Raw genomic sequence first — 24,193 nt, 5'->3', positions numbered from 1 at the left:
CCAGACTGTCTCCGCGGTGAGATTCTGGATTGCTTCGCTGCGTTCGCAATGACGGAGAATTGGATAGCGAGTGCGTCCGAATTCGGGCAGCAGGACGGCGCCCGTCACTCCCTCAAATCATATCGGTACGACTTCGACACGATCTGCCAGCCGTCGGCGAGCTTCATCGCCACGAGATAGTCGGTGAAATAGCGCGGCGGCAGCTGGCAGCGCACCTTGATGAACGCGGTCTTGTCGTCCGACCGGTCGATGGTGACGATGAAATCCTCGCGCGGCTTGCCTTCGGCCTTGGCCGAGGCGCGCTTGCGCACGCGGTCGAGCCAGTCCGGCACGGTCAGAACCTGGAGCTCGCCCTTTTCGACCCAGCGCAGATCGGCGGAGGGATGGAAGATGGCGCCGAGCTTGTCGGCGTTGCCCTCGTAAAGTCCGTCAAAATAGGATTGCACGACGGCTTCGACGCTCGACCGGTCCTGGCTCATGGGTCGTTCCTTTGCATGATGGCTTCGGGCCAACTTAGTCGTACACGTTGAAATGCGCTATGGGTGTGTCAGCGATTTGCGCGAAGGCGTCACGATGGCAGAATCAGAAAATTCGAACGCTCGCATTCTTGTCGGCGAATGCTTTTGCCGCGCCGTGCGCTTCGAGGTGGCCGACGCATTCGCCTATGCGATGAACTGCCACTGCTCGAACTGCCGGCGCACCACCGGTGCCGCCTTCAAGCCCTTCGCCGGCATCCGGCAGGACAGGCTTCGCATTGTCAGGGGCGGCGACCTCCGGATGATTTTCGGCGACGACACCACCCAGGACGCGCATTGTGGCCGCTGCGGCTCGCTGCTCTATTCCCGGGTCCGAGAAGGAGAGTGGGTCCACGTCGCCATGGGAACCCTGGTCGATGCCCCCTCCATCCGGCCGAGCGCCCATATTTTCGTCGGCTCGAAGGCGCCCTGGCATGAAATTACGGACGACCTGCCGCAATATCGGGAGCACATCGGGGTTGTCTGACGGAACCCGGTCCGCACCGCCGTCCGTTGGCGAACCGCGACAGCGCTGGCGCGACAAACAAGAGAGGTCGTACGGCCTGCCGTCGGGGTCCGCTTCGTGACCTCCATCACAAGCGCCGGCGGTGGATGTTGCTAAAGCGGTCCCAAAGGGCCGAACGGCCCGGAACCATCGGAAGTCGTGTCATGCGCAGCTTGTTCAGACTTTGTCCGCTTCTCGTCGCCCTCGGCCTGATGTTCGGCGCCGGGCCTGCTTTTGCCGGAAAGCGCGTGGCGCTGGTGCTGGCCAATTCGGCTTATCAGCACGCGCCCTCGCTCGCCAATCCTGTCAATGACGGGTCGGTGATGGCCAAGACCCTGAAGGAGGCCGGCTTCGACGTCGTCGACTCCCGGCACGATCTGTCGGCGCTGGAGACACGGCGCGTGCTGCGCGACTTCGCCGACGCGACCCGCGACGCCGAAATCGCCGTGGTCTACTACGCCGGCCACGGCATCGAGGTGGAGGGCTCGAACTATCTGATCCCGGTGGATGCCAAGCTCGAGCGGGACACCGACGTCTTTGACGAGGCGCTCTCCCTCGACCGTGTCCTGGTCGCGGTCGAGCCCGCCAAGCAATTGCGTCTGGTGATCCTCGATGCCTGCCGCGACAATCCGTTCAGCAAGCGGATGAAGCGCACGGTCGCTTCGCGCGGCATCGGCCGCGGCCTCGCCCAGGTCGAGCCGTCCAGCCCAAACACGCTGATCGCCTATTCGGCCAAGGCCGGCTTCACCGCGCAGGACGGCGACGGTGCCAACAGCCCGTTCACCATCGCGCTGTCGAAGCATCTGACGACGCCGGGCCTCGACGTCCGCCGCGCCTTCGGATTCGTGCGCGACGATGTGCTGAAGTCGACCGGCAACAAGCAGGAGCCGTTCGTCTATGGCTCGCTTGGTGGCGAGGACGTGCCGCTGGTGCCGGTCAAGCTGGCGCCGGCAGCGCCCGTAGCCAATCCCCAGGCCGATATCCGCCGCGACTACGAGCTCGCGCTCCAGGTCGGCAACCGGCCGGCGTGGGAAGCCTTCCTTGCCCAGCATCCCGACGGGTTCTATGCGAGCCTTGCCAAGCTCCAGCTCGAGAAGATCGGCGCGGAGCAGGCGCATGCGGCGGCGATCGCGAAAGCGAAGCAGGCCGAGGCCGAGCGCGACCGCCTTGCTGCGCTCGGCGCGCAGAAGGATGCGCAAGCCAAGGCCGCGGCCGATGCGAAGGCCGCCGAGCAGGCGCAGCTTGCCGCGCAGAAGGCCAAGGAGCAGGCCCAGCAGCAGGCCGCCGCCGCCGAGCAACAGCGCGTCAACCTCGCCGCCACGGCGCCGGGCGTTGCGCCGGGCAACACCACGAGCGCTGCCGGCACCAACGTCGCCGCGCTCAGTCCGACGACCGCGCCGGCCGATCTCAACCGCTCGGTGCAGAGCGAGCTCGGCCGCGTCGGCTGCTTCTCCGGGCAGGCCGACGGCAATTGGAATACGTCCTCGCAGCGGTCGCTGTCGCAGTTCAACCGCTATGCCGGCACCAAGCTCGACGTGAAGGTGGCGAGCACCGACGCGCTCGATGCGGTCAAGGCCAAGCCGTCGCGGGTCTGCCCGCTGGTCTGCGAGCACGGTTTCAAGGCCGAAGGCGACAAGTGCACCAGGATCGTTTGCGGCAACGGCTATGTCCTGAACGACGACAATGAATGCGAGAGGAAGCGCGCGGCCAAGCCCGCGTCAAAGCCCGCGACCTCGCGGCGCGACGACGGCGAGGACCGCCCCGCGCGGCAGCGGGCCGGTGCTGCAGCGGGCGGCTACGGTGCAGCTGCGGCGGCTGGCGCGGGTCGTGCATCGAGCGGCAGTGGTCAGATCTTTTGCAACGCTCTGCTCTGCCGGCCGGTCAGGCCCGGTTGCCGCCTCGTTTATCGCGGCGGCGGCGGCCCCCACGTCGACGCCAATGTCGAGGTCTGCAACTGAAATGGCACGGCTTTCCTGACCACTAGAGCATGATCCGGAAAAGTGTGAAGCGGTTTTCCGAAAAGATCATGCTCGAGGCAATAACCTAAAGCGCGATGACGATTCATCCTAATCGCATCGCGCTTTAGCTCAGTTCTTCCGCTCGGCCACGAAACGCGCGGCGGCCTGCAAAATTGCGGCGCGGTCGCCGAAGATCGAGACGGCGCTGTCGGCGCGCGCGAGCAGGTCGCGCACGCGCTGCTTGGCGCCTTCGATCCCGAGCTGGGTCACGAAGGTGGTCTTGCCGAGCGCGGCATCGGCGCCGGCCGGCTTGCCGAGCGCGGCCGCATCGCCCTCGACGTCGAGCAGATCGTCGGCGATCTGGAAGGCTTCGCCGAGCGCGCGGCCGTAATCGTCGAGCGCCTGATATTCCGCCTTCGAGGCCTGGCCGAGGATCGCGCCGGCAATGCAGCCGTAGCGCAAGAGCGCGCCGGTCTTCATCTGCTGGATACGGGCGACGTCGATCGGCTCGTTGCCGCCAAAGCGGCCTTCGCCGGCGAGATCGAGGATCTGGCCACCGACCATGCCGCCGATGCCGGCGCAGCGCGCCAGTGCACGCGTCAAGAGCAGCCGCACATTGGCGTCGCGATGGACCTCGTCGCGGGTGATGATGTCGAAGGCGAGCGTCAGGAGGCCGTCGCCGGCGAGGATCGCGGTGGCGTCATCGGTCTGCTTGTGCAGCGTGGGGCGGCCGCGGCGCAGGTCCGAATTGTCCATGGCCGGCAGGTCGTCATGGATCAGCGAATAGCAATGGATGCATTCGAGCGCGGCGCCCACGAGCAGGGCCGCCTCGCGCGGCACGCCGAACACGGCGGCGCTCTCGACCACCAGGAACGGCCGCAGGCGCTTGCCGCCGTTCAGGCTCGAATAGCGCATTGCGTCCATCAGTCGCTTGGGCCGGGCGATTTCGTCATGCAGGATGTCGTCCGACAGCAGGCGCCCGAGCAGGGCTTCGGTGTCATCAGCGGTCTTGTCCAGACGTTTGGCGAAATCGGACGGGGACGTGCCGGTCATCAAGAAGGGCTCCAGAACTAAAATTCGGCGGGACAATCCTTTATGCGCCCGCGCCAGTCAATCGTTTGGAAGGCCTAAAAAGTGCTGGAAAAGGCCCGAATTATCACAGACTTAATGCTCCAGCCCGTGGCCGCTCGTCAGTTCGTGCCGGAAAGGTCGATTTGCGCATCGTCAAAATCCTGCTGGTGGTGCTCGCGCTCGTGGTCCTCGCGCCCTATGTGATCGCGCCGTTCTACCGCACCGGCCACCCAGTTTCGACGCTGATGGCCTGGCGCAGCCTGCGGGGCGCGCCGATGCAGCGGGAGTGGATCGATCTCGCTGATATGTCGCCGTCTCTGCCGCGCGCGGTGGTGGCGGCCGAGGATGCCCATTTCTGCAAGCATCACGGCATCGATTGGGGGGCGCTGCGCGAGGCGATCGACGACGCCAGGGAGGACGGCACCGCCTTCCGGGGCGCCTCCACCATCACCCAGCAGGTCGCGAAGAACCTGTTCCTGTGGCAGGGGCGCGACTTCGTTCGCAAGGCGCTCGAATTCCCGCTGGCGCTTTGGATCGACCTCGTCTTGCCCAAGCAGCGGATTCTCGAAATCTACCTCAACATCGCCGAGCTCGGCCCGCAGGGGCAGTTCGGGGTCGAGGCGGCCAGCGCCTATGCCTTCGGCAAATCGGCCGAAAGCCTCTCGCCCCGCGAGGCGGCGCTTCTGGCCTCGATCCTGCCGAATCCGGTCAAGCGCAGCGCCCGGACCCCGGGACCGGGCGTCCGGCGGCTGGCAGCTACCTATATGGCGCGGGGGCAGGCGAGCTCGCTTGCGACCTGTTGGATGGAAAATCGCTGATTTTTTGGCCCGTTCCGGGCGCATTTTCCGGCCCAAGAGTCTAGCTTTACAGCCAGCCTTCCTCTATAAGCGCGGCCTTGATCGGCATTCAGCTCGCCTCGTTATTTGCGGGTGCTGAGCCGTCCCTTCGCGGACGATGCCCTGATGACACCAATCCCTAGAGGATATTGAAATGGCCGTTCCGAGAAGAAAAACCTCGCCGTCGCGCCGTGGCATGCGCCGCTCGGCGGACGCCATCAAGAAGCCGACCTATGTGGAAGACAAGGACTCCGGCGAGCTCCGTCGTCCGCACCATCTCGACCTCAAGACCGGCATGTACAAGGGCCGCCAGGTCCTGAAGAAGAAAGAGTCCTGAAGCCAGGATCTTTCTCGGGCGGGAGATCGGACCCGCCCGATTCGGCCAACCCATGAGATAGACGGTGATGGCGGCGGAGCGGATGCTTCGCCGCTGCATTGTTCTGTCCGGATATCTTGATCGAGAAGGCATCAAGCCGATGGTCGGTTTCCCGCTGCTCCTGATTCCGCTCGCGGTCTACAACATCATCGCCTTCCTGATGCCGACCGTGTCCTTCACGGACGTGCTGTTCAAGGTGCCTATGGTGTCCGGAGAGGTCTGGCCGGTCACGCTCGCCGATCTCCTGCTCGCGCTCGGCATCGTTCTGCTGCTGCTCGAGGTGGTCAAGGGTGCGCGGCCGGGCTCGAAATTCCTGATGGATCATTTGCTGTCGCTGATCATCTTCGGCGCGGCCGCTGCCGAATTCGTGATGTGGCCCAAATTCGGCAACTCCACCTTCTTTCTGCTGGTGCTGCTGGCGATGGCGGACTTCTTCGCTGGCATCGCCCAGCGCACGCGCCGCCGAGTCACCTATGTCGCCGAGACCACGGTGCCGGCCCCTCGTAAGGCCAAGCGCAGGGCCGAAGCGCCGGCGGAAGACGTGGAGTCCGAGCGCAAGTTCGAGCCGGTGATCGCGCCGCAGCCGGCGCCGGCCGCACCTACCGCGCAATCCGTCGCCGAATCCGTGCTGATGGATCACCCGGCGCCCAAGCCCGTGCAGGGCGCCCCCTCGCCGGAAATTCCCTCGCCGCAGCTGCAGCCGGGGAACGGCACGCCGTCTTCCGACACGCCGCCGCGCTGATTTCTCTGAATTGGCTCGCATCTCACCGCCGCGGCAGTGTGCTCCCTTGCCCCGTTCTTACGGGGAGTGGGTTGGGGTGAGGGGCCTCTCTCCGCGGATGCGATAGCCGCGGGACCTGTACCCCCTCACCCGGATCGCACCGGACGATGCTTCGCATCGCCGAGGCGATCCGACCTCTCCCCGCAAGCGGCGAGAGGTAAGAAGCGCGCTCTCACTTCAATCAATCTTAAGCTACCTGACGCGTGCGCGCGCTGACGGTTCCGAGCGGGCGCTTGCTGCCATAGGCCATCAGCGCATCCTCGGAGGAGGCGCGGCGGAGCCGGCTCGTTTGCGGCAGCTGCTCGGCATTGGCGATCAATTGTGTGACGAAGCTCGGATCGGGGCGGGGCAGGGGCACCTTATGGACCCACCGCAACGTCGGCATCAGCGGCACCAAGGCCGTGCCTGTGCCGTTGTCCGCCGCGTCCGATCGATCAGTACTCAACATCGCAATCACCGTTGATCCGGCGAGACTGTCGCGTTTCGAGACGCGGGGGCCGGCGCGAGTCCTGTACTCGCAAGGCCTATGCCGGCCGGGCCGGTTTGGTTCCGACGCCTTCGGAAACGTGGTTTCCAAATTGTTTATCAACTTTGCCTAGGTTCGGCAGCGAATCTGGCTCTATCCTGTGCCGGCTCAGGACTTCTCCACTGTCCCGAAACGAGGCGACTTTGACCCCTGGATTGCCGCAAGCCTCCGACATCCTGGCCGCGCTCGGTCAGGCCGTGTTCGCCTGGGACATCGCCAGCGATGCCATCGTCTGGGGTGAGCAGCTCAGCGCCGTATTCCCCGGCATTCCCGCCGAGCGGCTTTCGACCGGCGCCGAATTCGCCAAGCTGATCGAGCCCGCGCAAACGCTGCGGACGGCGGCGCTGGCACTGACGTCCCCGGTGCACGGCGCCGACGGCACCCCTTACCGAATCGAGTACGGCGTGCGCATGAGCGCCTCCGATCCCGTGATCTGGATCGAGGAGACCGGCCGCTGGTTCGCAGGTCCCGACGGCCGTCCCACGCGAGCGATCGGCTCCGTCCGCATCAACAATGAGCGCCACGCCCGCGACGAGGAATTGAGCAGGCTGGCCCGGCTCGATCCGCTGACCGGCGAGCTCAACCGCTCGCATCTGATCGCGGCGCTGGCCGAGGCGATCGAGGAGACGACGCGCTTCCGCTCGACAGCGGCCTTCATGCTGGTCGGCATCGATCATCTCGCCCGCGTCAACGATGCTTTCGGCTTCGACGTCGCCGACGCCGTGATCCTCGACGTCGCCAAGCGCATTCGCGCGCGCCTGCGCGGCGGCGACGTGCTGGGGCGCTTCTCCGGCAACAAGTTCGGCCTGATCCTGAAGAACTGCACCGTCGACGACATGAACGTGGCCGCCGAGCGCTTCCTCGCCGGCATCCGCGACGAGGTGGTGCCGACCAAATCCGGTCCGGTCTCGGTCACCGCGTCGATCGGCGCGGTCAGTCTGCCGCGCTATGCCCGCAACACCGACGAGGCCGTCAACCGCGCCCATGAGACGCTGGACGCCGCCAAGCGCCGCCGCTCCGGCTCGTTCGCGGCCTGGCGTCCGGATGCCGCGCGCGACGCACAGCGCCGCGTCAACATCCGCGTCACCGACGAGATCGTCACCGCGCTCAACGAGCGCCGCATCAGGCTCGCCTATGAGCCCGTCGTCTCGGCTGTCTCGCGCGAGCGCGCATTCCATGAATGCCTGGTACGGATGGACCAGGGCGACGGCCAGGTGCTGCTCGCGCCCGACATCGTGCCGGTCGCCGAACGGCTCGGCCTGATCCGCCTGGTCGATCACCGCGTGCTCGAGCTCGTGGTCGCCGAGCTCGCGGCGGCGCCCGACGTCTGCCTCAGCCTCAACATCTCGCCGGATACGACCATGGATCCGGACTGGTGGGCGGGGATCGAATCGCTGATGCTGGCCCATCCCGGCGTCGCCGAGCGACTGATCGTCGAGATCACCGAGACGGTCGCGATCCAGGACATCGACGACGTCCGCGCCTTCGTCAGCCGCCTCAAGCATTTCGGCAGCCGCATCGCCATCGACGATTTCGGCGCCGGCTACACCTCGTTCCGCAATTTGCGCAAGCTCGGCGTGGACATCGTCAAGATCGACGGCGCCTTCGTGCAGAACATCACCCATTCCGCCGACGACCGCGCCTTCGTGCAGACTCTGATCGACCTCGCTCGCCGCCTCGACATCAAGACCGTCGCCGAATGGGTGCAGGACGACGAAGCCGCAAACATGTTGCGCGACTGGGGCTGCGACTACATCCAGGGCCGCCTGATCGGACTGGCATCGGCGGAGCGCCCGTGGGGCCTGCCGTCGGATGCGCTGCCTGCGGCGAGCTGAGATGCCGTAGGGTGGGTTAGCCGAAGGCGTAACCCACCACTTTACTGTCCGCCTCGAGAGAAGCGGTGGATTACGCCTTCGGCTAATCCACCCTACCGACTACGAGATCTTCTCACGCCCCCTCGTCCAGCGCCACCAGCTCGCGCTTCTTGCGCAGCGACGGCAGCAGCGGCGCGATCAGCAGCACCAGGGCAAACACAAGACACACTGCCGAGATCGGCCGCTGCACGAAGGTCCAGAGATCGCCCTGCGACAGGATCAGCGACTTGCGCAAATTGTTCTCCATCATCGGACCCAGCACGAAGGCCAGCACCAGTGGCGCCGGCTCGTAGCCGAGCTTGCGCATGAAATAGCCGATGATCCCGAACGCGATCATCACATAGACGTCGAACACGTTGTTGCTCGAGCAGTAGACGCCGAGGATCGTGAACAGGATGATCAGGGGGAACAGGATGTTGTAGGGCAGCTTGAGCAGCTGCACCCACATGCCGATCATCGGCAGGTTCAGGATCAGCAGCATGACGTTGCCGATATACATGCTGGCGACGATGCCCCAGAACAGGCCGGGGTTCTGCGTGATCATCAGCGGGCCCGGCTGCAGGCCGTGAATGACGAAGGCTCCGAGCAGCAGCGCCATCACCACGTTCGGCGGGATGCCGAGCGTCATCAGCGGAATGAAGGCGCCGCCGGCTGCGGCGTTGTTCGCCGATTCCGGGCCGGAGACGCCCTCGATCGCGCCGTGGCCGAACCTTTCAGGGGTCTTCGACAGCCGCTTCTCCAGCGCGTAGGACGCGAATGACGAGACCACGGCGCCGCCGCCCGGCAGGATGCCGAGGAAAAAGCCGAGGATGGTGCCGCGGCCGACCGGACCGGCGCTCGCCTTCCAGTCCTCCTTGCTCGGCAGGAGATGGGTGATCCTGGTGTTGATGACGTCGCGCTTGATCGCCTGCTCGGTGTTGAGCAGCACCTCGGCGACGCCGAACAGGCCCATCACCACGGGCACGAGGCCGATGCCGTCGATCAGCTCCATGCGGCCGAAGGTCAGTCGCGGCTGCGCGGTGATGCTGTCGAGCCCGATCAGCCCGAGCACGACACCGATGCACGCCATCAGCAATGCCTTCGGCATCGATCCCTGGGTGAGGAAGGTGAGCACGACGAGGCCGAGCACCATCAGGCTGAAATACTCGGCCGGGCCGAAGGCAATGGCGAGGCTGGCAAGCTTCGGCGCCACCAGCATCAAGGCAACCAGCGCAAAGGTGCCGGCAGCGAAGGAGCCGAATGCAGCGATGCCGAGCGCGGGGCCCGCACGGCCCTGCTTCGCCATTTGGTGGCCGTCGATGCAGGTGACGACGGAGGCCGCCTCGCCGGGGATGTTGACCAGGATCGAGGTGGTCGAGCCGCCATACATCGAGCCGTAATAGATGCCGGCCATCATGATGATGCCGGATTCCGGCGTTCCCGACAGTGTCACCGGTAGCAGCAGCGACATCGCCGAGATCGGGCCGATGCCGGGCAGCACGCCGACCAGCGTGCCGATGAAGACGCCGATGAAGCAATAGAGCAGGTTGACCGGCAGCAGCGCGACGCCGAATCCATGTGCCACGTTGACAAGCGTATCCATGGCGTCAGCCGATCCCGAACAGGCCTGACGGCAACTGGATCAACAGCAGCCGCTTGAGCACCCACCACATGCCCGAGGGCACCAGCACCGCGATCGGAATCGCCAGCCTCCAGCGCACCGGATCGATCAGCCGCAACAGCAGCAGCATCAGCGGGATCGATGTCAGCAGGAATCCCAGCGGCTCCAGCGCGAACGCGAATGCAGTGAGGCAGGCGATGAGGACAAGCGGCTTGCTCCAGCGCACGTTCTCCCAGCGCGAGGCCAGCGTCGGCCCACCCTCGGTGATCGCCGAGACGATGATCGCGCTCGCGAACACGCACATCAGGATGCCCGTGTAGAACAGCACATAGCCGGAGCCGGGATCGTTGATGGTGCCGAGCCTGAGCTTCAAGCCCGACCAGATCACGAAGCCGCCGAGTGCGAGCCCGATCAGCCCGCCCCAGAGTTCGGAGTTGCTGAGGCGGAGCTTGACGTTGGTTGGATCGTTCATCGATTCTCTCTCGTGCCCCGGACGCAGCGCAGCACCGCAAGTTGCGTTCACGCACGTCCTCGACGTGCTATGGCAGGTGCGCTGCAAAGCCGGGGCCCATGCGTGTGGGCGAAGAAGATGGGTCCCGGCACTGCGCAGCAGCGTTGCACGCTGCAGCGCGTCCGGGACACAAGCAGCGCGGTCTTACTTCTTCGCGAGCCCGAGCGTCTCGATCACTTTGCGCTCGGATTCCGTGACCTCGACGATGAATTTCTTGTAATCCTCGGTGTTCTTGTAGTTCGGCACCATGTCGTATTTGGCGAGCGTCGCCACCACCGCGGGGTCTTCGACCGCCTTCTTGAAGGCGTCGTGCAGCTTGGCCACGATCTTGGGATCCATCCCTTTCGGTCCTGCAATGCCGAACGGGGAATCATAGACCATGGGATAGCCGAGCTCCTTCAGCGTCGGCACGTCGGGATAGTTCGGCGAGCGTGCGCCGGTCCACACCATCAGGAGCCGCAGCTTGCCGGCGTCGACCAGCGGCCGCCATCCCGTGGAATCCGCCTGCAGCATGGTGTGCTGCCCCAGCACGGCGGCGTTGGTCTCCGCACCGCCCTTGAAGGGGACCTGGGTCAGCTTGATGCCGGACATCGCGGCGATCTGCTCCATGCCGATATGCAGCGAGGTGCCGGCGCCGGGCGTGGCATAGGTCACCTTCCCCGGATTCGCCTTTGCGAACTCCACCACGTCCTTCCAGCTCTTGAACTGCGATTCCGCGCTCGTGGTCACGCCGAAAGTGTAGCCGGTGAGATGGACGATATAGGTGAAATCCTTTGCCGGATCCCACGACACCTCCTGCATCAAGGGCAGGCGAAACACGGTGATCGGGATCTGCGAGATGGTATAGCCGTCCGGCTTCGCCGCCGCGGCCATCGTCGCCGGCCCGACCGTGCCGCTGCCGCCGGCCTTGTTGTCGATCACGATCGGCTGGCCTAGCACCTTCGAGGCGCTGTCGGCGATCGCGCGCATCGAGAGATCAGTCGATCCGCCGGCCGGCCAAGGCACGATCAACGTGATCGGCTTCGTTGGATAGTCCTGCGCATTGACCGCCGTGGAGAGCAATAAGCCCATGACGGCGTGCACCGCGGCAAATGCAATCGTCTTCAGCCCGTACCCCGACATCGAAAGCCTCCCTCGCGGCGGCCTCTCTGGGGGCGCCGTCTCTCGTTGCGAGGCGATTGTTCCTGAATTTGACGGAGAAGAAAAGCGTGTTGCGCGCATCGCTGTGCGGCCGTCGGTCAGCTAACGCCGACAGAGCCGACCTCTGCGACAATGCCGAGAGGCGGAATTTGAGCGGCCGAAGCGGTCAGGCCACCCGCCGGACCGTGTTCAGCGTCTCGATGGTGCGGCCGACTTCCGAGGCGAGACACGGCTTGCCGAAATAATAGCCTTGCACCGCGGTGCAGCCGCATTCGCGGACGAAGTCGAGCTGTTCCTCGGTTTCCACGCCCTCCGCCGTGGTCTCGACGCCGAGCACGGAGCCGAGGCTCGCGATCGTTCTGACGATGGCAACGCTCTCCGGGCTTTCGCCGAGCGTGCCGACGAAGGAGCGGTCGATCTTGATGCGGTCGAATGGAAACTTGCGCAGATAGCTCAGGGAAGAATAGCCGACCCCGAAATCGTCGAGGCTGACGCGCACCCCGAGCGCGCGGAGCTGGTGCAGGATGTCGATGGTCGCCTTGCTGTCGTCCAGCAGCGCCGTCTCCGTGACCTCGAGCTCGAGCCGCTGCGGCGGCAGGCCGGCTTCCGCAAGCGCGCTCGTGACCATCGCCACCAGGCCGCGGGAGCGGAATTGCACCGGAGACAGGTTCACCGCGACGGTGACGCCGGGCCAGGACGCGGCGGTGGCGCAGGCCGTGCGCAGCACCCATTCGCCGATCGGAACGATCAGCCCGTTCTCCTCCGCAATCGGGATGAACTCGGCCGGAGAGACGAAGCCGCGCGAGGGATGCTTCCAGCGCAGCAATGCCTCGAAGCCGGTGAGCTCGGAGGAATCGAGCCGCATCTGCGGTTGGAACACCAGGTGGAATTCACGCCCTTCCAGCGCGCCGACCAGGTCCTGCTCCAGCGCGTGCCGGCTGCGCGCCTGTTCCTCCATCTCGGGCTCGAACAACTGATAGGCTCCGCGCCCCTTGGCCTTGGCCTGGTAGAGCGCGAGGTCGGCGCATTTCATCAGCTCATCGGCATCGAGTCCGTGGTCGGGCGCGATCGCGATGCCGACGGAGACGCCGACATGGATCGACTGGCTTTCCAGCGGCGGCGGATGACCGATGATCTCGACCAGGCGGCGGGCGAGCGCCTCGGCCGATTGCGGCTGCGGCCCGCGCTGGAGCACGGCGAACTCGTCGCCGCCAAGCCGCGCGACGGTGTCGTGCTCGCCGACATTCTCCTTGAGGCGCGCCGCGACCCAGCGCAGCAGGCGGTCGCCGGCGGCGTGGCCGAGGCGGTCGTTGACGGTCTTGAAATTGTCGAGGTCGAAGCACAGCACGGCCATGGCGCCGCCGGCGATCGCGACCTGGTTCAGCCCCTCGCCCATCTTCTCGCGGAACAGCGTGCGGTTGGGCAGGTCGGTGAGCGAATCGTGCCGCGCCATGTGCGCCACCCGGGCCTGGGCCTTGTGGCGCTCGGTGACGTCCTCATAGGTCACGACCCAGCCACCATGCTCCATCCGCTTGTGGTTGAGCTTGATGATGCGGCCGTCGTTCAAATGGCGGTGCAGCGTGTGCTCGCCCTCGCGCAGCCTCTCGACGTAGTCGGCATAGAGCTTGGCGCCGGTCATGTTCGGATGGATGCCGAGCTCGCAGGCGTGCTCCATGATGTCGCGCATCGAGACGCCTGGCTTCACGGTCTCCGGCGACAATCCATACATCTCGATGTAGCGGCGGTTGCAGACGATCACGCGCAGGCTGCCGTCGAGCATGCACAGGCCCTGGCTCATGTTGTTCAGGGCGGCGTCGAACCGGCGGTATTGCTCGCTCAGCTCCTCGATCGCACGCTCGCGCTCGGTAATGTCCTCATAGGTGGCGACGAAGCCGCCTTCGGCCAGCGCGCAATAGCGCACCGAGATCACCGTGTCGTTCGACATGCGCCGGCGCATCGGCGAGGAATCACGGCTTGCGATCCGCGCGCGGGCGGCTTTGAGGATCTGCTGCGGGCTGTATTCTGGGGAGAACGCGCCGTTCGCCATGGATCGCTCGATCAGCTCGGCGAGGTGTGTGCCGGGGCGGGTCTCCTCCGGCGACAACAGGTAGATCTTGAGGTAGGTGGAGTTGCAGACCCGAAGCCGCATGTCGCTGTCGAAGAAGGCGAGCCCGTGGGCCATGTTCTCCAGCGCCGCATCGAGGATGAAATTCTGCTGCCGCAGCGTTTCCTCGTATTGCAGCCGCTCCGTGACGTCCTCGTGCACCGTCACCCAGCCGCCGTCGGGAAGAAAGCGGGAGACCGCCTGCACCATCCGTCCGTCGTAGCGCATCACCAGCAGCGTCTTCGGCTTCCTAGTGCGCACGTCCTCCAGCCGGTTCTGGTAGAATTCGTCGCCCGACATGCCCGGCAGGTTGCCGCGCGACATCCAGTGCTCGATCACCGTGGAATGCGCGACGCCCGGCTTCACGATCTCGGGGTCGAGGTTGTAGAGCTTCAGGAACCGTTCGTTGCAAACGACGACACGGCTGTCGACGTCGTACATGATCAGTCCGTGCGACATGTTGGCGAGCGCGTGCTGGCTGCGCTCGGTCTGCACGCGCAGTTCCGCTTCGAGCCGGGCGAGGCGGGTGACGTCATCGCAGATCGTCATCCAGCCGCCGCCGGGGAGCGGCTTCAGCTCGAGCGACATGACGAGGCCGCTCGCCAGCATTTGCTCGGTGCGGAACGGCTTGCCCGCGGCGATCTGCGCCATCCGCCTCGAATACAACGCGTCGAGCTGGTCTTGCGGAAAGTTGCCGCGGCTTGCGCTGTGCGCGAGCACCTCGCGATAGCTGGTGCCGATCCGCACGATTTCGGCCGACATGTCGAACAGTCTGAGATAGCGCTGGTTCGTCAGCACGATCCGGTTGTCGGCATCGTAGACGCAGACGCCCTGTTCCATGTGGTCGAGCGCAAGCTGGCTCAGCGCGACGAGGGCGCCTGGGCCCTGCTCACGGCCTGTACCAAGCTCGCTCTCGCGGGTCGACATCATGGGGTCGGCGGGGCCTCGGCCAGCAATAGACTGAATGCAGCCTAATTCAGCCGCCGAGGCTAGCGAACAGGCCGGAAAATTCCCTTAAGCGCCGTAGTTTACGGAGGATGACCGGCGATGGTGAGCGCACGCGTAAACGGCCCGCTGCCAAGGCGATAGGCCGTAGCTCCGGACGAGCGCGGCGATATTCCCGCTCCGCTCGTACAGATTTACAGCGCCGGGCGTTGCTCTACGGCCCGTACAGCACGAGCTCCGTATCGGTGAGGTCGCCGAGCTGTGGCTGGTGCGGGCCCCTGAAGTATTTCCGGCCGCGCCGCTCGGTGTAGATGCCGACGAGGCCGGGAACCGGACCGTTGGCATCGACGGCCACCGCGATCTTGCCGAGCCGCAGCAGCAGCCGTCCGATGCGGCCGGCGCATTCGGCAAATTCTGCGGTGCTCCGGCAATAGATCAGCTTCATGGCGGGCGGTGCGATGAAACCGCGGCGGATGCGCACCGGTTGCAGGATGAAGGGGAAGGTTCCCTTCGGCGTGCGGCATACCAGACTGAGGCAATTGTAACGCGCATGTCGCGTCAAAAGCTCGGTCTCCGCCTCGGAAAGCCCCTTGATCTCCTTGGCGTGCGGCGGAATGACCTCGATCTCGTTCCAGCGCGGGACGCGCGCTAGCGCAGGGACCGAGAAGAATATGCCGCGGCAATAGGCGCGAAAGCCCTGCGTCTCGATGATTGGCCAGGTCCACTGCGCCGGGCTGATGTTGAAATAAGTGACGTGCTTGTGCCGCTGCGCGATCTTGGTCAGCAGCGGCGCGTAGTTGCGGTAGGCCGGGTCGACATACCAGCTCGACAAATTGCACCGGATGGCGGTCTCGTCGCCCTCCTTGCGTTCGCTGTAGATCAAGAGCAGCACGCCGACGGGCGTGCCGTCGTCGTCGAGCATGTAGCCGAAGCGCGGATAGCCCTCCGGCGCGGCCCGGAAGGCCTGCCGGCGCAGACCCTGGATCCAGTAGTCGCGTGAACGGCCGACGAAGCCGCGCGTCAGCAAGTCCGCGATCTTATCGACGTCGGACTCGGTGATCTCGCGGCATCGGACCTTGGTATGGATCACGCTCGTCTTGCCCGTGGAAATGGTCGGCCTCGTGAGGTCTATCGTTTCAGCATGATCTTCTCGGAAAACCGCTCCGCACTTTTCCGGATCATGCTCTAGCGCCAGCCTTCGCCATGGGCCTCGGCCGCGACAGGCGGCTGCAGGGCCAGGATGTCCCGCACCTTGGCGGGCCAGGCGGAAAGATCGGTGCCGTGGGTGTGGAACATGGCGACGGCCAGGCGGTCCATGCCGAAGGCCACGCAGCCGGTGTGCGCCGGCTCGCCATCGGCGTCCTGGATTCCCCAGGTCGTGCCGAAATGCTCGCGGTGATAGTTGAAGCTCATGCACGCCGTCGGCTGCTCTTCCGAGCGCAGCGGGATGAGCAGCTCGAACTTGAGCTGCTGCTGCTTCTGGCTCACCGCCTTCATCTGGCCGACCCGGCCGAAGAACGGATCGCTGGCATAGTCGACGCGGAAGCTGAGGCCGAGGTCGGTCGCGATCTTCTGCGCGCGCACCATCCAGCGCTCGCGGAAATCAGCGACGTCGTCTGGGCTGCCGATGCAGACATATTCGCGCATGCGGAACGATTGCAGCCGGTCGAGATGCTTCGACGGCTCGCGGCGGAAGCAATCCGCGGCAACGTCGAAGCGCAGCCCGCCCTTCGGCAAAGGTCCGCGGCTCGCCGCGATCGGATAGACCGGATAGCAGGCCGCCGGCGACAGCACGAGATCGGCCGGCGACAGCGAAGTCGTCCAGTCGCCGCCGGCATCGAAGCGGCTCACCGCGGCGTTGATCTCGCGTTCGGTGCCGTGCAGGCCGCAGACGCAGCCGAGCAGGTTGGGAAAGCTCTTGAGATAGCCGGACTTCTCCAGCTGCGAGCGGCTCATCACCGGCGGGAAGCGCATCACCTCGGTGCCGGCCTCGCGATGACCGGTGATCAGCGCGGCGAGCTTCTCGACAATGCCCTCGTAGAGCGCGGTGCGGGCATAGACGCCATCGGCGCCCATGCGGTGGAACAGCTGGTCGGCGAGATGATCGAGCGGATCGATCATTTGCGGCGCGGTGGTGGGCGAGTCGGGGAGGACGGCAATATTCATGGTTCGATGTCCTGCTATCTCAAAATTGTTCTTGTTGAATCGGCCGCGGAGGTACGTCAGTCGCGAAGGCTCGCCGGCACCCCGCTCATCAATGTCGACGTCGCGGCATTGGCCAGGATCCGGTCGTTGTTGATCATGATCGGCGACGACAGCACGTCGCGGAGGTGGCGGCCCATCGTGAACTCGCCGTCGTTGCGATAGCCGGCAAGTCCCGCGGTGCGCATCGCGTGCATCACGGTCTCGACCGCGAGCTCGGAGGCCTGCACCTTCAAGAGCGTGATCGAGGACTGGAAGTCGAGCGAGCTCAGAGCACGCTCGTCGTGCTCGACGCGGGCGAAAGCGTCGATATTGGCTGATATCAGCGCGCGCAGCTTGGCCAGCGACATCTTGGCGGCGGTGAAGTGCGCCGCGGCCGGGGGCATCTGTCCGCCGGACGAGCGGGCCGCCTTGCGGATGAAGGCCTGCGCGCGCGTCACCGCCGCAGCGGCGATGCCGGCCCAGGCCGACGACCAGCACAGATGCGCGAATGGCGTCATGGTCTGGGCGTGGATCTTGTCATAGGATTCCGGGAAGATGCGGTCGGCGGGGCAGTCGACCTTCAGCTCGAACCCGGTCGAGCAGGTGCCGCGCATGCCGAGCGTTTCCCAGCCCAGCGTCCGCTTCAGCGAATAATCGTCCTTGGCGAGCGCCAGCAGCACCTGGTCGGAGGCGGCGGCTTCGGTGGCGCGGCGGGCGATGGTGACGAGGCCATCGGCTTCGGCGCCGTAGGAGATCACGGTGGCGTCGCGCACCAGCGAGACGGTATCGCCGGCATGGTCGACCGCAGCCGCGCTGGCGCGGATGTTGCCGCCGTTCTGGCCTTCGGTGGTGGAGGAGGCGAGCAGCCACTGGTCGCGGGCGACCCGGCGCATCATGGTCTCCATCCAGGGGATGCCATGGCCGTGCCTGATGACGCAGGCGACCTTGGTCTGGTGCATCGCGTAGATCATCGCCGTGGACGCGCAGGCGCGTCCGAGCGTGTAGCAGATGTCGGTGACGTCATGGATCGAGGCGCCGAAGCCGCCGAACTCGACCGGAATCATCACGCCGAGCAGCTTCTGCTCGCGTGCGACGTCGAAAGCCCGGTGCGGGAAGCGGGCGTCGCGATCGACCTCGTCGGCGTCGGCCGCGGCCGCTGCGGCGGTCCGGGCGGCGCGCTCGATCAGGGAGGGACCCTGCTCGAGAAAGCTCGCCTGCATTTCGTCGACAGTGAGGACTGCTTCACGCACGTTCATGCTCGTCCGCCTCCGGTTTGCCGTTCGAGATCGCCGGCATCATTCGCGATGCCGCTTGAGGCGATCCTCCAGCCATCTTTGCTTGTGAGACGAGGCTACGGATTTAATTCAAATTCGTCGATGAAATAGAGGGTAAACAAAACCCAATTCCGAACGAACAGTTAAGGTCCGGTTGTTCGCATCGCCGGATTTTCTGGTATCGCGTTAGGACTCTGGAAGAAGGTTGGATTTCCGACAATCTGAGTCATCGTTTACTAAGAAACGCGAAGTATTGGTGCCGCCCATTGCAGGACCGGCAGCCCGCACCCATCGTAGCCGGCAGTCCGGTCCGCCTCCGATAGACAGATGGGAATTTGCCGATGCAGGCCTTTGATACCGTTTTGCGCAATCGCATCATCAAGCTGGTGAAGGGCATCCTCGAACAGAATTCGCTCACCGCGAACGTTACGCCTTCGGCCAAGCTCGTCGATATCGGCCTGACCTCGATGGACATGGTCAATCTCATGCTCGGCGTCGAGGCCGAATTCGACTTCACCATTCCGCAGTCCGAGATCACGCCGGAGAATTTCCAGTCCGTCGAGACGCTGGCGCGGATGGTCGCGATGCAGCTCCAGCCGGCGACCGCGGCTTAACAGGGGCGCATCTCCCCCCGTTCCAAATCCGCCGCAAAACTGGCATAGCTTAACCATGTCACATCTGGCGGACAGGGTGGAGCAGGCATGACGCAGGCGGTATTGGGCATCATCGGCGGCTCGGGCATCTATGACCTGCCCGGCTTAGAGGGTGCGCGCGAAGAGGTGATCGAGAGCCCCTGGGGCGAGCCGTCGGCTCCTTTAAGGCGTGGCTCCATCGCCGGCCTGCCGATCGTGTTCCTGCCCCGGCATGACAAGGGGCACCGGCTGTCCCCCTCCGACATCAATTATCGCGCCAACATCGACGTGCTGAAGCGCGCCGGCGTCACCGACCTGATCTCGCTCTCGGCCTGCGGTTCCTTCAGGGAGGAACTGCCGCCGGGCACCTTCGTTCTCGTCGACCAGTTCGTCGACCGCACCCATAAGCGCGAGAGTTCGTTCTTCGGCCGCGGCTGCGTCGCGCATGTGTCGATGGCGCACCCGGTCTCGCCGCGGCTGCGCATCCATCTGGCGGTCGCCGCGGAAGCCGAAGGCATCGCGATCGCGCGCGGCGGCACTTATGTCTGCATGGAAGGGCCGCAATTCTCCACTTACGCCGAAAGCATGACCTACAAGACGCTGGGCTGCTCGGTGATCGGCATGACCAATATGCCCGAAGCCAAGCTCGCCCGTGAGGCGGAGATCTGTTACGCCACCGTCGCAATGGTGACGGATTTCGACTGCTGGCATCCCGACCACGATGCGGTCACTGTGCAGGACATCATCCGCGTGCTGAATTCGAACGCCGACAAGGCGAAGGCGCTGGTGGCGCGGTTGGCCAAGGATTTTCCGCGTGAGCACGAGCCGTGCCCGATCGGTTCGGACCGTGCGCTCGACACCGCGCTGATCACGGCGCCCGAGGCGCGCGATCCCGAGCTCCTGAAGAAGCTCGATGCGGTGGCCGGGCGCATCCTGCGAGCGTGAGACGCAAGACAAACGAAAAGGCAGAATGCCATGAAGGTCGACGGCAAGCATTTCCGCAGCATCTGGCGCGAGCGCGACGGCTGGTCGGTCGGCGCGATCGATCAGCGCCGGCTGCCGCATGAATTCGTCATTGCGCGGCTGACTTCGTGTGAAGATGCGGTCGTTGCTATACGCGACATGCTTGTGCGCGGCGCGCCGCTGATCGGCGCCACCGCCGCCTACGGCATGGCGCTCGCGATGCGCGAGGACGCTTCCGACGCCGGGCTGCAACGCGCTTATGACACGCTGGTCGTGGCGCGGCCGACCGCGATCAACCTGAAGTGGGCGCTGGACGAGATGCGCGCGGCGCTCGCGCCGATCGATCCGGTGGAACGGGCGGAAGCGGCCTATGGGCGCGCCGACGAGATCGCCGAGCAGGACGTCGAGATCAACCGCGGCATTGCCGACAACGGCCTGAAGCTGATCGAGGCCACCGCGGCGAAGAAGCCGGGCGAGGTGGTCAACGTGCTGACTCATTGCAACGCCGGCTGGCTCGCCACCGTCGATTGGGGCACGGCGACGGCGCCGATCTATCTTGCGCATGAGCGCGGCATCAAGATCCATGTCTGGGTCGACGAGACCCGTCCGCGCAACCAGGGCGCCTCGCTCACGGCCTGGGAGCTCGGCCATCACGGCGTGCCGCACACGGTGATCCCGGACAATACCGGCGGACATCTGATGCAGCACGGCATGGTCGATCTCGCCATCGTCGGCACCGACCGCGTCGCCGCCAATGGCGACGTCTGCAACAAGATCGGCACTTACCTGAAGGCGCTTGCGGCGCATGACAATGGCGTGCCGTTCTACGTCGCGCTGCCGTCGCCGACGATCGATTTCGCCGTCCATGACGGCATCCGCGACATCCCGATCGAACAGCGCAGCGGCGTGGAGGTCACCGACATGACCGGCCGCACCGCGGACGGCCGGCTGGAGACGGTACGCATCGTGCCCGAAAACTCGCCGGTCGCGAATTACGCCTTCGACGTGACGCCGGCGCGGCTCGTCACCGGTCTCATCACCGAGCGCGGCGTGCTGAAGCCGGACCGTGCCGCGCTGGCCGCGGCGTTTCCGGAGCGGACCTCTGCTGCGGCGAAGTAGATTTGGTTGGGCGATATCTCGCCACAACCGTCATTGCGAGCGCAGCGAAGCAATCCAGACTCCCTCCGCGGAAAGACTCTGGATTGCTTCGCTGCGCTCGCAATGACGGCGTATGTCGAACTACCCCAGCTTCAGCCCCGTCGCCGTCTCCAGCTCCGCGATCGCCTGCGCCCCGCTCGTCACCTTGATCGTGGTCATGCCCATCTGACGCGCCGGCTTCAGGTTCACGCCGAGATCGTCGAGATAGACGCAATTGTTCGGATCGACCTTCAGCGTCTCGACCATCATCTGGTAGATGCGTGGATCGGGTTTGCGCAGACCGATCTTGGCGGATTCGATGACGTGATCGAACAGCACCATGACTTCGGCGATGTAGAGAGAACGTCCCGTCATGCTGCCGATCGCGTTGGCCGGCAGATTGTTGGTGATGCAGCCGGTCTTGAATTGCGCCTTGATGCGCTTCAGGGCCTCGACCATCTCCGGGCGCAGATCGCCCTGCAGCAGCGGCAGCACGTCTCGGCCGCGCACCTCCGCACCGAGCGCGAGCGATTCGGCGGCGAACAATGCGTCGAACGTCTCGATGTCGACCTCGGCCCGCTCGAATTTGGCCCAGGCGTTTTCCAGATGATTGGCGGCGTTGGTGCGCCGGATGATATCGGCGGGCAGGCCGCGCTCGGTCTCGAACCGCGTGAACGCCTCGAAGGGCGAGCTCGTCAGCACGCCGCCGAAATCAAAGATCACCGCCTCGATCGCCAATGTCCTGCCCTCGTCAATTGCTTTCCAAGAGGGCTAGCATGCGCTATCGGCAAGAGCCAGTCCGAAGCAATCGCCCGCCTTCATCGATGCCGATGCGTGTTCCCATGAAGAAGCTCGCCACCCTCATCGCAGCTACGCTGCTGCTCGCTGCGCCCGCTCACGCCATCGTCGGCGGCGGCACGCCGCAGGCAGATGGCGTCGCCCGCGCCGTCGTCAGCATCGTCGGCTCGCGCGGCAATTTCTGCACCGGCAGTCTGATCGCCCCGAGGCTGGTGTTGACGGTCGCCCATTGCGTGCAGCCGGGCGCGGATTACAAGGTGGTCGATCGCGGCGGCGACGGCCAGCCGCAATTGCTGAACGTGCGCACCGTCGCGATCCATCCGAACTTCAACATGCAGGCGATGCAGGCGCATCGCGCCACCGCCGACGTGGCGCTGCTGCAGTTGGAAATTCCACTGAAAGGAAAATCCACGGTGACGGTCGGCATGCCCACGATTCCAATTCAGGTCGGCAGTCGCTTCGTCGTCGCCGGCATCGGCGTCACGGTTCTCGGTGATGGCAAGAGCGGCGGCACCACGCGCGTCGCCGGCCTCGTTGCGACCGGACAGCCCGGCACGCTGCAGATCCGTCTGGTCGATCCCGTAACCAACGGTGTTCGCGGCGGAATTGGCGCCTGCACCGGCGATTCCGGCGGCCCCGTGTTCGAGGACAGGTCGAACGGTCCCGTGCTCGTCGGCCTCATCAGCTGGTCGACAGGACCGAACGGCGCCGCCGGTTGCGGCGGCTTGACCGGCGTGACGCCGCTGACGCTCTACCGCGACTGGATCGTGCAGACCGCGCGGAGCTGGGGTGCGGCACTGTGATTTGACCGCGACTTGATCTATGTCATTTTGAAGCGGAGGCGCGGCGGGTGATCATGCCCGTCGCGGAGGAAACGCGCCGTCCAATCAAGGACGGCCACAAAGACAAGCAAGGCATAGAAGCAACAATGAATGTCGCTGTTCGCAGTCACGCCACGGCCAAACAGGCTTCTGAACATTTCGACGTGCTGATCGTCGGCGCCGGCATATCCGGCATCGGTAGCGCCTATCACATCCAGAAGCAGCTGCCGGGCACGAGCTACGTCATCCTGGAGACGCAGGAAACATTCGGCGGCACCTGGAGCACACATCGCTATCCCGGTATTCGCTCCGACAGCGATCTCCACACTTTCGGCTACAGCTTCAAGCCTTGGGTCGGCCCGCCGATTGCGACCGCCGAAGAGATCCTCTCCTATATGAAGGAGGTGATCGACGACAACGATATCGCGCGGCACATTCGCTACAAGCACAAGATCAATTCCGCGAGCTGGTCGAGCGAGCAGAATCTCTGGACCATCGACGCCGTGACGACCGACACCGGCGAGCCCAGGACCTTCACGGCGAACTTCCTCTGGATGTGCCAGGGCTATTATCGCCATTCCGAAGGCTACACGCCGGAATGGAAGGGCATGGACCGTTTCAAGGGCCGCATCGTCCATCCCCAGACCTGGCCCGACGATATCGACCTCACGAACAAGAAGGTCGTCGTGATCGGCTCGGGCGCGACCGCGGCAACGCTGGTGCCGAACATCACCGACAAGTGCGCCCATGTCACCATGCTGCAGCGCTCGCCGACCTATTTCCGCCTCGGCCGCAACGCCATCGAGATCGCGGAGGAGCTGCGCCGGCTGCAGGTCGACGAAGCCTGGATCCACGAGATCGTGCGGCGCAAGATCCTGTTCGAGCAGGATGCGTTCACCAAGCTCTGCGTGTCCAAGCCCGAGCAGGTGAAGAAGGAGCTGATCGGCCAGATCAGCGCCGTGCTCGGTCCCGACTACGACGTCGAGACCCATTTCACGCCAAAATACCGGCCCTGGCGGCAGCGCATTGCCTTCGTGCCGGATGCCGATTTGTTCAAGGGCATCGCCAGCGGCAAGGCCTCCGTCGTCACCGACGAGATCGAATGCTTCGTCGAGAATGGCATCCAGCTCAAGTCCGGCAAGCTGCTTGAGGCCGATGTCGTCGTCACAGCGACCGGCTTCAATCTTGCCGCGCTCGGCGATATCGCCTTCGAGATCGACGGCAAGCCGCTCGCCTTCGGCGACACAGTCACCTATCGCGGCATGATGTTCACGGGCGTGCCGAACATGGTCTGGGTGTTCGGCTATTTCCGCGCCAGCTGGACGCTGCGCGTCGATCTCGTCGCCGATTTCGTTTGCCGGCTGCTCGGGCACATGAAGGCAAAGGGTGCAAAGAAGGTCGAGGTCAAGCTGCGACCTGAAGACCACAACATGCCGATCCTGCCCTGGATCGATCCGGAAAACTTCAACCCCGGCTACATGATGCGCAACATGAACCTGCTGCCCAAGCGCGGCGACAAGCCGGAATGGCAGCACAGCCAGGATTACTGGACCGAGAAGGACGAGATCCCGAAGACGGACCTGGATGACAAGGCGTTCGTCTACAGTTGACGATGCCGATGTAAGGCGAGGTTAGCGATCGC

General features: G+C 65.0%; 22 protein-coding genes. 11 read left to right on the top strand and 11 right to left on the bottom strand.

The window, feature by feature from the left end; genetic code table 11:
* Positions 1-104: 104 nt before the first annotated feature.
* Positions 105-479: a nuclear transport factor 2 family protein gene (locus tag I6F20_RS34825; RefSeq protein WP_036038516.1), complete on the bottom strand. Its 375-nt coding sequence runs from the start codon at positions 477-479 to the stop codon at positions 105-107.
* Positions 480-573: 94 nt separating this feature from the next.
* Here I6F20_RS34825 and I6F20_RS34820 point away from each other — a divergent pair, with 94 nt between their 5' ends.
* Complete coding sequence (locus I6F20_RS34820) at positions 574-1,002, top strand: GFA family protein (RefSeq protein ID WP_225130578.1); 429 nt, start codon at positions 574-576, stop codon at positions 1,000-1,002.
* A gap of 182 nt (positions 1,003-1,184) precedes the next feature.
* Positions 1,185-2,978, top strand: coding sequence for a caspase family protein (locus tag I6F20_RS34815; RefSeq protein WP_225130529.1), 1,794 nt, complete (start codon positions 1,185-1,187; stop codon positions 2,976-2,978).
* Positions 2,979-3,107: 129 nt separating this feature from the next.
* Here the strand turns inward: I6F20_RS34815 and I6F20_RS34810 are convergent, their stop codons facing one another.
* Positions 3,108-4,031: a polyprenyl synthetase family protein gene (locus I6F20_RS34810; protein WP_109142099.1), complete on the bottom strand. Its 924-nt coding sequence runs from the start codon at positions 4,029-4,031 to the stop codon at positions 3,108-3,110.
* 161 nt (positions 4,032-4,192) lie between these two features.
* Between I6F20_RS34810 and mtgA the strand changes: the two genes are divergently transcribed.
* The 3 genes from mtgA (at position 4,193) to I6F20_RS34795 (ending at position 6,003) form a co-directional block, all read left to right on the top strand.
* The gene (gene mtgA, locus I6F20_RS34805; protein ID WP_225130519.1) at positions 4,193-4,867 is read left to right on the top strand and encodes a monofunctional biosynthetic peptidoglycan transglycosylase; all 675 of its coding nucleotides are present in this window, start codon (positions 4,193-4,195) and stop codon (positions 4,865-4,867) included.
* 172 nt (positions 4,868-5,039) lie between these two features.
* Entirely contained in the window at positions 5,040-5,222 is a 183-nt protein-coding gene (gene rpmF, locus I6F20_RS34800) for a 50S ribosomal protein L32 (protein WP_007598106.1), read from the top strand.
* A 139-nt stretch (positions 5,223-5,361) separates the two neighbouring features.
* Positions 5,362-6,003, top strand: a complete 642-nt coding sequence (locus tag I6F20_RS34795; protein WP_036002287.1) for a hypothetical protein — start codon at positions 5,362-5,364, stop codon at positions 6,001-6,003.
* 226 nt (positions 6,004-6,229) lie between these two features.
* Here the strand turns inward: I6F20_RS34795 and I6F20_RS34790 are convergent, their stop codons facing one another.
* A complete protein-coding gene (locus I6F20_RS34790; RefSeq protein WP_036002219.1) occupies positions 6,230-6,490 on the bottom strand; it encodes a hypothetical protein in 261 nt (86 codons plus the stop codon).
* 221 nt (positions 6,491-6,711) lie between these two features.
* Between I6F20_RS34790 and I6F20_RS34785 the strand changes: the two genes are divergently transcribed.
* A complete protein-coding gene (locus tag I6F20_RS34785) occupies positions 6,712-8,403 on the top strand; it encodes a bifunctional diguanylate cyclase/phosphodiesterase (protein ID WP_225130517.1) in 1,692 nt (563 codons plus the stop codon).
* 112 nt (positions 8,404-8,515) lie between these two features.
* Here the strand turns inward: I6F20_RS34785 and I6F20_RS34780 are convergent, their stop codons facing one another.
* From I6F20_RS34780 to I6F20_RS34750, 7 genes are all read right to left on the bottom strand, one after another.
* Positions 8,516-10,024: a tripartite tricarboxylate transporter permease gene (locus I6F20_RS34780; RefSeq protein ID WP_225130515.1), complete on the bottom strand. Its 1,509-nt coding sequence runs from the start codon at positions 10,022-10,024 to the stop codon at positions 8,516-8,518.
* Positions 10,025-10,028: 4 nt separating this feature from the next.
* Positions 10,029-10,514, bottom strand: a complete 486-nt coding sequence (locus I6F20_RS34775) for a tripartite tricarboxylate transporter TctB family protein (RefSeq protein WP_225130513.1) — start codon at positions 10,512-10,514, stop codon at positions 10,029-10,031.
* Positions 10,515-10,697: 183 nt separating this feature from the next.
* Positions 10,698-11,675, bottom strand: a complete 978-nt coding sequence (locus tag I6F20_RS34770) for a tripartite tricarboxylate transporter substrate binding protein (protein ID WP_036023927.1) — start codon at positions 11,673-11,675, stop codon at positions 10,698-10,700.
* Positions 11,676-11,859: 184 nt separating this feature from the next.
* The gene (locus I6F20_RS34765) at positions 11,860-14,727 is read right to left on the bottom strand and encodes a PAS-domain containing protein (RefSeq protein WP_225130511.1); all 2,868 of its coding nucleotides are present in this window, start codon (positions 14,725-14,727) and stop codon (positions 11,860-11,862) included.
* Between the two features lie 229 nt (positions 14,728-14,956).
* The gene (locus I6F20_RS34760; RefSeq protein ID WP_109142104.1) at positions 14,957-15,832 is read right to left on the bottom strand and encodes a GNAT family N-acetyltransferase; all 876 of its coding nucleotides are present in this window, start codon (positions 15,830-15,832) and stop codon (positions 14,957-14,959) included.
* Positions 15,833-15,927: 95 nt separating this feature from the next.
* Entirely contained in the window at positions 15,928-16,908 is a 981-nt protein-coding gene (locus tag I6F20_RS34755) for an amino acid--[acyl-carrier-protein] ligase (RefSeq protein WP_225130509.1), read from the bottom strand.
* Between the two features lie 56 nt (positions 16,909-16,964).
* A complete protein-coding gene (locus tag I6F20_RS34750; RefSeq protein WP_057025945.1) occupies positions 16,965-18,182 on the bottom strand; it encodes an acyl-CoA dehydrogenase family protein in 1,218 nt (405 codons plus the stop codon).
* 359 nt (positions 18,183-18,541) lie between these two features.
* Here I6F20_RS34750 and I6F20_RS34745 point away from each other — a divergent pair, with 359 nt between their 5' ends.
* The 3 genes from I6F20_RS34745 to mtnA all read left to right on the top strand — a co-directional run bounded on the left by I6F20_RS34745 (position 18,542) and on the right by mtnA (position 20,914).
* Entirely contained in the window at positions 18,542-18,814 is a 273-nt protein-coding gene (locus I6F20_RS34745; protein WP_225130507.1) for a phosphopantetheine-binding protein, read from the top strand.
* Between the two features lie 87 nt (positions 18,815-18,901).
* Positions 18,902-19,777 carry an S-methyl-5'-thioadenosine phosphorylase gene (locus I6F20_RS34740; protein WP_225130497.1) on the top strand — a complete coding sequence of 292 codons (876 nt, stop codon included), beginning with the start codon at positions 18,902-18,904 and terminating at the stop codon, positions 19,775-19,777.
* A 30-nt stretch (positions 19,778-19,807) separates the two neighbouring features.
* A complete protein-coding gene (gene mtnA / locus I6F20_RS34735) occupies positions 19,808-20,914 on the top strand; it encodes an S-methyl-5-thioribose-1-phosphate isomerase (RefSeq protein WP_225130495.1) in 1,107 nt (368 codons plus the stop codon).
* 120 nt (positions 20,915-21,034) lie between these two features.
* Here mtnA and I6F20_RS34730 read toward each other — a convergent pair whose 3' ends face one another.
* Entirely contained in the window at positions 21,035-21,670 is a 636-nt protein-coding gene (locus I6F20_RS34730) for an HAD-IA family hydrolase (RefSeq protein ID WP_036002146.1), read from the bottom strand.
* A gap of 104 nt (positions 21,671-21,774) precedes the next feature.
* Between I6F20_RS34730 and I6F20_RS34725 the strand changes: the two genes are divergently transcribed.
* Together I6F20_RS34725 and I6F20_RS34720 are read left to right on the top strand one after the other, a co-directional pair.
* A complete protein-coding gene (locus I6F20_RS34725) occupies positions 21,775-22,533 on the top strand; it encodes a S1 family peptidase (RefSeq protein ID WP_225130493.1) in 759 nt (252 codons plus the stop codon).
* Positions 22,534-22,658: 125 nt separating this feature from the next.
* On the top strand, positions 22,659-24,161 hold the full coding sequence (locus tag I6F20_RS34720) for a flavin-containing monooxygenase (protein WP_036002183.1): 1,503 nt from the start codon (positions 22,659-22,661) through the stop codon (positions 24,159-24,161).
* The last annotated feature ends 32 nt before the right edge of the window (positions 24,162-24,193 follow it).

Origin of the sequence: Bradyrhizobium sp. IC3123, assembly GCF_020193625.1 — a bacterium.
Taxonomy (GTDB): domain Bacteria; phylum Pseudomonadota; class Alphaproteobacteria; order Rhizobiales; family Xanthobacteraceae; genus Bradyrhizobium; species Bradyrhizobium yuanmingense.
This window is presented reverse-complemented; position numbering and strand designations above follow the sequence as displayed.